Consider the following 12,627-nt stretch of genomic DNA (forward strand, 5'->3'; position numbering starts at 1 on the left):
CGCACTTCTGGCCGTCTTGATGACGCTGCTCACGGCACCGTCGGTCGAAGCAATGGCAGCGAACCGGGACCGCGGCAAGGACTGGAAGCCCAAGGCCCAGCTGTCTGACACGAAGCCGGTGAAGGGCACCGACCTGGTGCCCGCGAAGCCGAACAAGCCCGAGTTCCCGGTGCCGAAGGACTGGCGTTCTACCGCTGCGGGCACACCGCCGAGCGGCAGCGCGGAGGTCACCGTTGGGGCCGGTTCCGCGGAGGCGAAGGACGCCGCCGCCGCCACGGGCGGGGCTGCGCCCGCGGCCGGCGGCCGAGGTCTGGTGAAGGCGGGCTCACTGCCCGTGGCAGTGGCTGCCGCCGACTCCGTCGCCGCGCACAAGGTGAAGGTGGAGGTCGCAGATCAGGCGAAGGCCAAGGCCGCCGGCGCGGTCGGCCCGATCGTCGCGCTGACCGACTCTGCGGCCGCCGCGGGCTCGGCGGGCCGAAAGGTGACCGTCGACATCGATCTCAACGCCTGGTCGGGGCCGCTCTGGGCGGACCGGGCCCGGCTGGTGGCACTGCCCGCTTGCGCACTGACCACCCCGGACAAGCCCGAGTGCCGTACCCAGACGCGGATCGAGAGCAAGGTCGACACGTCCTCCAGCCGGCTCAGCGCCGACGTCACCCTGCCGATCGGGAACGCTGCGCCCATGGTGTTGGCGACGCTGTCGGATTCCTCGGGCCCCACCGGCTCGTACGCGGCGACCTCCCTGTCGACGTCGGCGGCGTGGGGTGCGGGTTCGAACATGGGTAACTTCACCTACTCGTACCCGATCCAGATGCCCGCTGGCATAGCCGGGGCGGCGCCGTCCGTGGCGCTGTCGTACGACTCGTCGGCGGTGGACGGCAAGACGTCCGCGTCCAATTCCCAGTCGTCGTGGCTGGGTGACGGCTGGAGTTACGAGCCGGGCTTCATCGAACGGTCGTACAAGAGCTGTTCCAAGGACGGCATTGACGGCTCCGGCGACCTCTGCTGGGGAGGCCAGAACGCTTCCATGTCGCTGGCCGGCCACTCCGGCGCCCTCGTCCGGGACGACGACACGGGCGTGTGGCACCTGCAGGGCGACGACGGCACGAAGCTCGAACTGCTGACGGGTGCCCCCAACGGCCTGTACAACGGCGAGTACTGGAAGGTCACCGTCGCCGACGGCACCCAGTACTGGTTCGGCCAGAACCACCTGCCAGGCGGCGACAATGCCGACCCCGCGTCGAACTCCGCCTGGTCCGAGCCGGTCTACTCGCCCAACAGCGGCGACCCCTGCTACAACTCCGGTACCGGCAAAGGCTCCTGGTGCTCCATGGGCTGGCGCTGGAACCTCGACTACGTGGTGGATACCCACCAGAACCTCATCAGCTACAGCTACGCCACCGAGACCAACAAGTACAGCCGCGGCGCCGGCCAGAACAGCGGCAACGGCACACTGACGTCGTACGTTCGCGGTGGCACCCTCTCGCAGATCTCCTATGGCCAGCGCCTGCCCGAGCAGGTCGCGGCCCACGGCACGCTCAAGCCCGCCGCCAAGGCAATCTTCACCACCTTCGAGCGCTGCCTGCCGGAGGACAAGACGTTCGCCTGCGACCCCTCGCAGCGCACCTCAGCGAACGCCACCAAGTGGCCGGACGTTCCGTTGGACCAGCTGTGCGACACCAGTTGCACAAACTCCGGGCCGTCCTTCTTCAGCACCAAGCGCCTGACCGGGATCTCCACACAGGTGCTGGTCGCAACCGACTATCGCACGGTCGACACCTGGGATCTGACCCACATCTTCAAGGACCCCGGAGACACCACAAGGGCCGCATTGTGGCTGGCATCGATCAAGCGCACCGGCACGAACGGCCAGGAGAAGGCCGAGCTTCCACTCGTCTCCTTCACGCCGGTCGAACTCGACAACCGAGTCGACGGCCTGGTCCCCGCTCAGCCTGCCTTCAGGCGCCCGCGTATGCAGCAGATCACCACCGAGACCGGTGGCAAGATCCTGGTGTACTACTCGTCCCCGGAGTGCTCCCGGGTCAAGAACCACATGCCGTCCTCCGAGGACGGCAACACGATGGCCTGCCAACCCGTCCACTGGTACCTGCCGGGCTCGTCCTCTCCGGACCCGGTGAACGACTGGTTCAACAAGTACCTGGTCACCTCGGTCGCCGAATCGGACGCAGTCACCGGTTGGGCCATGACCAAGACGACGGCCTACACCTACAACGGCGGCGCGGCCTGGCACCGCAACGACAGTGAGTGGACCGACCCGAAGACCCGCACCTGGGACAGCTTCCGCGGCTACCAGTCGGTGGACGCCTTCCTCGGCAGCGGCAATACGGGCGAAGCACCCAAGACCCAGCAGAGGGTCACCTACCTGCGCGGCATGGACGGCGATGTTCTCGCCAACGGCACGCAGCGCAGCGTGAGCGTCACCACCCCGCTCGGCGGAAGCGTCACCGACAGCGACTGGCTGGCCGGCTCGCCGATCACGACCGAGGTCTACGACCGGGCCGGCGGCCAGGTCGTCAGCGTGAGCGGCACCACCAGCAGCGGCCAGCGAGCCACCGCGACGCACAAGCAGTCCGGCGGCATGCCCGACCTCGTGGCCCGCTACCCCGCCGACCAGGTCACCACCGTGGCCAAGAGCAAGCTGGCCGACGGCAGTTGGCGCACCACCACGAAGACCGCCACCAGCGACCCCGCGCACGCCAACCGCGAACTGCAGGTCGACGACAAGGGCGACGGCACCGCCGCCACCCCGGAGATCTGCACCACCACCAAATACGCCACAAGCAGCAACAGCGCGCTGGTGGCCCTGGTCAGCGAGAAGAAGTCCGTCGCCGGCCCGTGCGGCACGACGGCGACCTCCTCCAACACAGTCAGCAACACCCGAACTCTCTACGACTCCAAGCCGTTCGGCCAGGCCGGCACGCTCGCCGAGGCAACCGGCGCCCAGACGCTGGACCACTACAACGACGCCGGCAACCCGGTGTACATCCACACCGCCACGACCGCGTTCGACGTGTACGGCCGTCCGGTGTCCAACACCGAGAGCGACGGCTCCACATACGACACGGACGGCAACCAGCTGACCGGGCGCAACCCGGCCGCGACCGCTGCCACGACCACCACCACCTACACCCCGGCCACCGGAGCGATACCCACCAAGGTCACCTCGACCGGCGCCATGGGCAGCGGCTGGACCTCCACCGCCACCCAGGACCCCGGTCGCAACCTGCCGCTGGCCTCCACCGATCTCAACGGCCGCACCACCACCGAGCAGTACGACGGCCTCGGCCGCCTGACCGCCGTGTGGATCCCGGGCCGGGCCACCAGCCTCTCCCCGAACTACAAGTTCTCCTACGCGGTCAACGGCGTCTCCGGGCCCTCGGTCGTCACGTCGCAGTCCCACAACGAGACCGCAAGCGATCTGTACCAGACGAAGACCGACCTGTACGACGGCCTGGGCCGGCTGCGGCAGACCCAGACCACCCCGCTCACCACCATTCCCGGCCGCTATGTCACCGACACGCAGTACGACTCGCACGGCTGGGTGACCAAAGCGTCCGCCCCGTACTACAACCCCGACTCCTCCCCCAACGGGACGGTCGTGGTGCCCAAGGTCGACTCGGAAGTGCTGGCGCAGACCTGGAGCACCTACGACGGCATGGGTCGGGTCACCAAGTCGGACTTCAGGTCCAACGCCCAGACGCAGTGGTCGACCATCACGGCCTACCCCGGTGCGGACCGGGTCGATGTGACACCCCCTCAAGGCGGCACGCCGACCAGCACCTTCACGGACGCACGCGGACGCACCACAGCGCTGTGGCAGTACCGCGGCTCCGCTGTGACCGGAAGGGCCGCCGACGCGGACGTCACCACATACGCGTTCACTCCGTCCGGTCAGCCCACCTCGCGCACCGACAGTCAGGGCAACACCTGGACCTACGGCTACGACCTGCGCGGCCGACAGACCTCGGTCACCGACCCCGACACGGGCACCACCCGCACCGCCTACGACGTCAACTCCCGAGTCGCCTCGACCACCGACGCCAAGGGCAGCGTGCTGGCCTACAGCTACGACCTGTTGGGTCGCAAGACCGGCATATATGCGGGCAGCGTCGCACCGGCCAACCAACTGGCGGGCTGGACCTACGACACCGTTGCCGGCGCCAAGGGCAAGCCGGCCTCCTCCACCCGGTACGTGGGCGGAACCACGGGCAACGCCTACACCCAGACGGTCACCGCATACGACACCAACTACCGGCCCACCGGCAGCAGCGTCACCATCCCCGCCAACGAAGGAGCGCTCGCCGGCACCTACACCACCACCAACGCCTACACCCCGATCACGGGGCTGTTGGACCACACCAACCTGCCCGCCATGGGCGGCCTGCCCGCCGAAGAGGTCGACTACCTCTACAGCGACACAGGCCTCCTGTTGGGCTCCGCGGGCCTGAGCACCCTCGCCCAGAGCGTCCAATACGACGGACTCGGCCGCACACTCCAGACCACTCTTGGTGATTTCGGCACCCAGGTGTCGTCCACGCCGATTTACGACCCGGCCACCGGACGCGTCGTCAAGTCGACTCTCGAACGTCAGGTCGGCCCGAAAGAGCTCGACGTCACCACCTACACCTACAACCAGGCCGGCCGCATCACCTCGGTGAGCGACATCCAGAACGCCTCGGCGACCGATACCCAGTGCTTCACGTACGACTACCTGGGACGGCTCACCAACGCCTGGACCGACACCGCCGGTACCACCACCAAAGCCAGCCCCTCCGTCCCCGGAATCGGCGGCTGCGTGAACGCCACCGGTCCCGCCATGACCGGCACCCCAGCCAAGCCGAGCGTCGGCGGCCCCTCGCCGTACTGGCAGACCTACGACTACGACCCCAGCGGCAACCGCAAATCCCTGGTGCAACACGACGTCACCGGAAACACTGCCAAGGACATAACCACCACCCAGACCTTCGGCGCGCCGAAGTCCGTCAACACCCCCACCACCGCCCCGAACACCGGCGGAGGCACCGGCGGCCCGCACGGCCTGCAGAACGCCTCCACCAAGTCGGCGTCTGGAACCGTCGCGACGTCCTACCAGTACGACGCGATCGGCCACACCACCTCCATCACCGAAACCAGCGGCACCACCGCACTCACCTGGAACGGCGAGGACAAACTCGAATCGGTCACCAAGACCGGTGAGGCCAAGGGCACTTCCTACCTGTACGACGCCGACGGCAACCAGCTCATCCGCCGCAACCCCGGCAAGACCACGCTCAACCTCGGCTCCGACGAACTGACCCTGGACACCGCCACCGGCTCCATGTCGGACGTCCGCTACTACAGCGCGCCCGGCGGCCTCACCATCACCCGCGTCACCGGGCCCACCGGCGGCGGAACTCTGGTCTACCAGGCCTCCGACCCGCACGGCACCAGCAGCGTCCAGATCAACACTGACGCCGGCCAGTCTGTCACCCGAAGGCCCGTCGACCCGTTCGGCAACCCCCGCGGCGCCCAACCCGCACCGGGCGCCTGGTCCGGAGACAAGGGCTTCGTCGGCGGCACCCTCGACACCGCAACCGGCCTCACCAATCTCGGAGCCCGCGAGTACGACCCCGTCCACGGACGATTCATCAACCCCGACCCACTCATCGACGCAGCCAACCCCCAGCAATGGAACGGCTACGCCTACAGCAACAACGACCCCGTCAACAGCTCTGATCCCTCCGGACTGATGACCAACGCCTACTCCGGATCGGTCTGGAACCTTGACAGCGAGCCGGTCTATCAGAGCGAGACCCCAGCCACAACCGACAGCAACGGCAACGGCAGCGGCGGAAACACCGGAAACGGCCGAAACACCAAGAAGTGCGGCGGCGGCTGGTCCGGCTTCACCTGCCACATAAGTAACGGCGCGAAGCGAGTCCAGAACTTCACCACCGACCACCCCGTCGTCCGCGCAGTCGTAGTCATGGCGGTCGAGATCGGCGCCGGCGCCATGTGCTACACCAGCGGCATCGCCGGAGCCGTCGCAACCGGCGGCGCGAGCGCGGTAGCAGCAGCGGTCGGCTGCGCCGCGGCGGTCGGAGCACTCGGCGCCGGCCTCAACAACATGCTCGACGGCAACGCCGACCACTCAGTGGGAGGACTCCTCAAAGACGAGCTGACCGGCGCAGCAATCGCCGTGACAGCCGAGACCGGCCTCGCACTCGCAGCCCCGGTACTCAAGAAGGCTGGGGGTGAGGCACTCGAAAAAGTCGGAGGCTGGCTTAGCGGCAATGGCGGCGGCTGCAAAAACAGCTTCCCCGCCGGAACCATGGTTCTGCTGGCCGACGGAACCACCAAGCCCATCGACCAACTGACCACCGACGACACCGTCACCGCAACCGATCCCGCAACCCGCACCACCCACCCCGAACCGGTCACTGCGACCATCATCGGCCACAACGACACCGAATTCACCGAACTCACCCTCACCGCCCAGGCCCAAACCACGAACATCGTCTCAACCCAGCACCACCCCTACTGGGACATCACCACAAACCGCTGGATGGACGCCGGCGACCTCAAGCCCGGCGACCAAGTCCTCTCCACCGACGACACCACCGCCACGATCGAAGCCGTACGCACCTACCGAACCGGACCGCAGACCGCCTACAACCTCACCGTCGCTGACCTCCACACGTACTATGTGCTGGCGGGCAAGAGCCCGGTCCTGGTTCACAACTGCAATGTACCCAGTACACGCGGTGAGCCCGGCGGTCGCGCCGCGGATGTGGTTGTGGATCCGGCTCCGGCAGCCTGGTCCCAGGCTGAGCGTCTCGAACAGGTCTCGCAACGAGTACCTCAGTTCGCACTGTTCGCTTCCAGCGCCAAGACAAGAAGTCGTACTTATGTCGGAGCACTCAACACCCGGACGGGAGATACGGTGCTCGCATCCTCCGGTTGCGGGTACTGCGCCGAAGGGAACGCTTTGCTCGCGCTGGGAGGAAACGCGGATGAAGTGATCTTCACTCATGCCTATACCCTTGGTCGCGACAGCAGTGGAGCGTGGTCGGCTATCGTCAAGCCTGTCTGTGTTCGGTGCCAAGTAGACTATCCGAGTCGAGGCAACTTCGTGCCGGGAATTACCGCCGAGCCTGGTGGTCCATGGAGATGAAAGAAGAGGGCACCGCCATGAGTATGTTTGAGATTGAGCTACAGAAATTTGATTGGCTGCAGATTGAATGCGGCTGCGGCCTGAGTGCCGAGCATCTTCCAGCCAGGATCGCCGAACTGGTGACGCTTGATCAGAACCACGGTCGTGGCGCGGCATTCAATACGTCACTTCGCGACCACGTCTTGACGGGATCCGACGGCCTCGTGGCGGCATCTCCGGCGTTCCTCGCGGTGGCCATGGCTGCTCTCACCGGGCCACTTTCCGAACCTGCCAGACGTGAGACCCTTGGTACGATTCTGCAAATCCTTGGGGCGGCGACTTCTGTGGAAGGTACCAGCGTCTCAGAGAATGCTTTCGCCAAGGAATGCGTTGATGCCGTACGGCAGGGGCAATGGCTCTTGTATGCAGAAGTCATGTATGGCACCTCACTGGCGGGAGCGGCTTACGCCTTCGAGTCGCTCATGCTTATTGAGGAGGACCGAAATAGGCTCCGCGCGGTTCAGGTTGCCGCAGAGGATCGCCTCCCATGGGACCTCAAAGCAGAGGAACTTTGATTCGGCGACTTGGGGCAAAAGAGCCACCTAACTCGAGATTTTCTGAAGACTTCACAGCGCCTTGGTGATACGGGGCGTCGGAGGTCGTGTTGTCCGAGCGTCAGCGGAAGTGTGAGACGTAGCTCCGCTCCCTGGACTCACGAGTAGTTCGCTTTGTAGCGGCAGTAAGCTTGAAGCCCCGTCAGGTGTAGCCTGACGGGGCTTCTGCGTGCGGTGACGGCAGTAGTGACGGCAACGCAGTGGACGGGTGCTGCGTAACTGCCTACCGTCCTCTGCAATAGCGCGACGTCGAACCGGCTGGCAACAGCACCAGAACTTGCCCGACCGGAGGAAAATATGCTCCATCGTGCGTACTTGACGGCACTGCAATGCCGCACGGGCCCATCCACCACCGTTCGACCTATGAACTCGTAACACGATCTTGGTGACCGTTGCTGGTGGGGCGTGACCGATGTGACGATTCGTCGGTTCGTGATGGAGTGAGCAATAAGCCGTGGATCGTGGACGACGAGCTGCGGGCCCGGATCGAGCCGCTGCTGCCGGCCTGGCCGGAGCGGTCGCCGGGCCCTCGCCCGGTAGACGACCGGCTGTGCCTGCAGGGGATTCTCTTCGTGCTGTACACCGGGATCGCCTGGCATCAGTTGCCGCCCGAGTTGGGCTTCGGCTCCGGGCAGACTTGCTGGCGGCGGCTCGGCCGCTGGCAGAAGGCCGGGGTGTTCGAGGTCCTGCACCGCTTACTCCTGGCCGAGTTGAACGCGGCCAGACTGATCGACTGGACCCGCGCGTGCGTGGACGCCTCCCACGTACGCGCGAAAAAGGGGGTGAGGCGACCGGTCCGTCGCCGGTCGACCGCCGCAAGGCCGGCAGCAAGCACCACGTGATCAGCGACGGCGGCGGGATCCCGTTCCATGTGATCACCACCGCAGCCAACGTCAACGACGTCACCCGGACCCTCGACCTGGTCGACGGCATCCCATCGGTCGCCGGCCGGGTCGGCCGACGCCGCGACCTCGACGTCCCCTTGCGGCCACGGCCCGACCCCGTCGCCCTGGACGAGGACTCCCACTGGGAGATCCTCCACCAGTGCCTGACCGACACCGCCATGCCGCTCGACATCCGCACCGCCGGCGCCATCCTCCTCCTCTTCGGCCAGGAGATCACCCGGATCGCCGCCCTGCCCGCCGCCGCCGTGACCGTGGCCAACGGCGACACGGTCCTGTTACTGGACCGCGTCCCCCTGCTCCTGCCCGACCCCCTCGGCCTGCTCCTGACCGCCTTCGCCGACCGGCCCCGGCCGACGGGCTGGGCGGCGAACCACCCCAACCCCTGGCACTTCCCCTCGGCCGAACCCGGCCGGCACATCACCGGCAGCACGCTGGCCCGCCGCCTCACCGCCCACGGCATCCCCAACCGCCCGGCCCGGGCCGGCGCCCTCGTCCAACTCGCCCAGGACATGCCCCGGCCGTCCTCGCCCCCATGCTCGGCCTCCACCTGATCACCGTCACCAAGTGGCGCACGCGCGCGGCCACCGACTGGACTGCCTACCTCCAGGCCCGCGCCGCCGACCGAAGGACGAGACGATCCGGGCCGGAAGCGGCGACGGCCGTCGTCAACCCGGACAGCGGCACGCCGCCCGGGGGGTGACGAACCGTCGGCCGCAGGGCGGAGACCGGTAGCCCTTGCTGCATGATCACTTCAGCACGGTGGCGCCGCGGCGCCACCGCTCTCGCCGCGCTTGCCCTCGCCCTGATCCCCGCGGCCGCCCCGGCGGGCGCGACCGAGCCGGCCGCGGCCCCGCTCGTCCAGCACCGTCAGCTGCCTGAGCCGCCGCCGCTCGAGCAGGTCCGCGCGGAACTCGACGAGCTGGTCGTCGAGGCCCCGCACAGCATGGACGGGTACTCGCGGGAGAAGTTCCCGCACTGGATCCGGCAGTACGGCACCTGCGACACCCGCGAGGTCGTCCTGCAACGCGACGGAGTGGACATCGTCCAGGACAACCAGTGCCGCGCCGTGTCAGGTTCTTGGGTGAGCCCGTACGACGACAAGGCCTTCACGGACGCCAAGCTGCTGGACATCGACCACCTCGTCCCGCTCGCCGCCTCGTGGCGGTCCGGAGCCGACACCTGGACCACCGACAAGCGCCGCGCGTTCGCCAACGACCTCGCGCACTCCCAGCTCGTCGCCGTCAGCGCCGCGTCCAACAGGGCCAAAGCCGACAAGGGGCCGGACCAGTGGCGCCCGCCGCTGCGGTCGTACTGGTGCACCTACAGCCGTGCCTGGACCGACATCAAGTACGTCTACGGCCTCAGCACCACCGAGCCGGAGAAGACCGCGTTGAACGAGATGCTCGACACCTGCGTGTAGCCGTGTGCTGTCGGCCCGCCCGGCCGGGCGGGCGGGCCGACCTCCCGGCCGGGCGCGCCAGCAGAGGCCGTGAAGCCCGCAGGTGTCACTCCATGAGATCAGCTGAGACGCGGGAAAGTCGGTTCTTCCCCTGTGAAGGCCCTGGCGCGGGCCCTACGGTGTCGGCATCGGCACGGTTGCGCGGCCTTGTGAGCAAGGGGTAGGTCTGACGGCTGTTCCGCTGGCGGACGATGTCGCCGCTGCAGTCGGGTAGCGGCATGCGGGGCGGGGGTAGGGGGTTCAGGGGTGGAGCGGGTACGTCTTGCCGGGGTGAGCGGGCCGGGCAGGCCGGGTTCGGGGTACGCGGTCGGAGGCCGGCTGGTGCTGACCTCGGCGCACGTCACCGGCCCCGTCGGCGCACAGGTGGCCGTGTTCCACCCCGGCGGCACCGGCACCGCGGCCGGCGTGGTGGTGTGGGCCGGCGCTGCGGGCAAGCGCGGTGACGCGGCGCTCGTTCTGGTCGACGACTCCCCGCACTGGCAGCCGCCGACGGCGCCGGTGCGGTGGGGGCGTCTGGTCACCCCCCGTCCCGGCGCGCTGTGTGAGACGTGGGGGGTGCCGGAGGAGGCCCAGCGTCTCCGCACCGCGGTGGAGGCCGAGCAGTTGGCGGGCCGGATCAACCCCGGCACCGGCTTCGTCGGCAACCAGTACGTCATGGACCTCGACCAGCACCCCCCGCACTGGCCGGCCGAAGGCGCCTCGCCGTGGGGCGGGCTGTCCGGCGCGGCCGTCCTCACCGACCGGCTGCTGATCGGAGTGGTGGCCGCCGCCCGCGCCGGCTCCGGTCACGCCCGCCTGAACGTCGTCCCCGCCTACGTCCTCACCCACGACCCTTCTTTCCGGGCGGCACTCACGGCACACGGCGGCGACCTGGTCGACGGCTTGGAGGCGGTGGAGTTCCACCACCTCACCGACTCCGCCCACGGTCCGGCCGGGCCCGCCCCCGGTCACCCCCGCGGCTCTGCTGGAAGCCGGCCGGCAGACCGTTCCCTTCCACGGCCGCAAGCGGCCTCTCGCCGACCTGGAAGGGTGGTGCGCCCAGGGCGGGTTCGGGGCGTGGCTGCTGCACGGCCCGGGTGGGCAGGGCAAGACCCGCCTCGCCCACCATCTCGGCCGTGAACTCACCGCCCGGGGCTGGACGGTGCTGTGGCCGCGCGCCGGCGCCCGCCCGGACCAGCTACTGGAGCTGCGACGGGCGGCGAAGCCGCTGCTGATCGTCCTCGACTACGCCGAGACCCGCCCCGACCAGCTCGGCGCCCTCGTCGAGGCCGCCGCCGACCACCCCGGCACCAGCCCCTTCAAGCTCCTGCTGCTGGCCCGCACCGCGGGCGACTGGTGGCAGCAGGCCCGCGAGGGAAGCCGACAGGCCGAGGAACTCCTCGCCACCGCCAGAACCCACCGCCTCGCACCGTTGGAGGACGCCCCCGACCGCCGCGCCGTCCACTACCGCGACGCCGCCCGCGCCCTGGCCGCTGAACTCCCCACCGTGCCCGGCCTCAGCGGGCACGACTGGGCGGCAGCCGCCGCAAACCTGCGGCCGCCCCGGCACCTCGGCAGGGACGCCGCCTACGGGAACGCGCTCACCCTCCACATGACCGTCCTCGCCGGCCTTCTCGACACCGCCCACACCGAACCCGCGGGCAACGGCGGCGACGAGGACACACAGGACGTCGAGGACCGGCTCCTCGGCCACGAAGCCCGCTACTGGCGCGACACCGCCACCACCCGCGGCCTCGCCCCAACCCTCGGCATGAACACCCTGAGGACCGCGCTCGCCGCGGCCCAGCTGACCGGCGCCGACGACGACGAAAGCGCCGACCTGCTGTGGCGGCGCCTACCCGTCCTCGCGGACCAGCCCCGCGACCGCCGCGACCAAGTCACCGCCTGGCTGGCTACCCTCTATCCCGCCACGGTGCCCGGTTCACCGTGGGGCTCGCTGCAGCCCGACCGCCTCGCCGAACGCCACATCGGCCGCACCCTCCTGGCCGTCCCCCGCCTGGCCGACCAGCTCCTCGACGGCGCCGACGACGCCCAGAGCGCCCAGCTCCTCACCGTCTACAGCCGCGCCGCCACCCACCCAGTCTTCGCCAACCGCCTCGACAGCCGGCTCACCGACCTCTGCGTCCGCCACCACGAGCTCCTGGCCCCGCACATCGTCACCACCGCGACCCGCACCGACCACCCCACACCCCTCATCGCCGCCCTCGACACCCTCACCACCCACCCCGACACCCCCCTCGACACCCTCATCACGATTCACGATCTGTTCCCCCACACCAGCCACCGCCTCACGAACAGCGCGGTCGGCCTCACCCACGCCATCACCGGCCACTACCGCACCCTGGTCGCGGCGAATCCGGACGCCCACCTGCCCGGCCTCGCCATGGCCCTCAACAGCCTCTCTCTCCGGCTCGGCGACGCGGGGCGGCGGGCGGAAGGCCTGGCAGTCACCCAAGAAGCCACCGGCCACTACCGCACCCTGGCCGCAGCGAACCC

7 protein-coding genes and 1 pseudogene are annotated in these 12,627 nt (G+C 68.8%); all 8 read left to right on the plus strand.

Going from position 1 to position 12,627, the window contains the following annotated elements; genetic code table 11:
• Nucleotides 1-19: 19 nt before the first annotated feature.
• Entirely contained in the window at nt 20-7,174 is a 7,155-nt protein-coding gene (locus KCH_RS36270; RefSeq protein WP_157032495.1) for a polymorphic toxin-type HINT domain-containing protein, read from the plus strand.
• Nucleotides 7,165-7,728, plus strand: a complete 564-nt coding sequence (locus KCH_RS36275; RefSeq protein WP_035875966.1) for a hypothetical protein — start codon at nt 7,165-7,167, stop codon at nt 7,726-7,728. Before KCH_RS36270 ends, KCH_RS36275 begins: the two co-directional genes overlap by 10 nt.
• A 500-nt stretch (nt 7,729-8,228) precedes the next feature.
• On the plus strand, nt 8,229-8,609 hold the full coding sequence (locus KCH_RS36280) for a transposase (protein WP_167574270.1): 381 nt from the start codon (nt 8,229-8,231) through the stop codon (nt 8,607-8,609).
• A complete protein-coding gene (locus KCH_RS36285; protein WP_035875972.1) occupies nt 8,606-9,223 on the plus strand; it encodes a hypothetical protein in 618 nt (205 codons plus the stop codon). Before KCH_RS36280 ends, KCH_RS36285 begins: the two co-directional genes overlap by 4 nt.
• Nucleotides 9,205-9,372 carry a hypothetical protein gene (locus KCH_RS42045; protein ID WP_157032497.1) on the plus strand — a complete coding sequence of 56 codons (168 nt, stop codon included), beginning with the start codon at nt 9,205-9,207 and terminating at the stop codon, nt 9,370-9,372. Before KCH_RS36285 ends, KCH_RS42045 begins: the two co-directional genes overlap by 19 nt.
• Before the next feature lie 42 nt (nt 9,373-9,414).
• Complete coding sequence (locus tag KCH_RS36290; protein WP_051654118.1) at nt 9,415-10,092, plus strand: GmrSD restriction endonuclease domain-containing protein; 678 nt, start codon at nt 9,415-9,417, stop codon at nt 10,090-10,092.
• Between the two features lie 360 nt (nt 10,093-10,452).
• Nucleotides 10,453-11,250 (plus strand): hypothetical protein, encoded by a 798-nt coding sequence (locus tag KCH_RS36295; protein ID WP_035875975.1) that lies wholly within the window; start codon nt 10,453-10,455, stop codon nt 11,248-11,250.
• A pseudogene (locus KCH_RS43105) lies at nt 11,195-12,627 on the plus strand (hypothetical protein); the annotation flags it as partial. The gene KCH_RS36295 and the pseudogene KCH_RS43105, both read left to right, overlap by 56 nt.

It is taken from the genome of Kitasatospora cheerisanensis KCTC 2395 (genome assembly GCF_000696185.1).
Taxonomy (GTDB): Bacteria; Actinomycetota; Actinomycetes; order Streptomycetales; family Streptomycetaceae; genus Kitasatospora; species Kitasatospora cheerisanensis.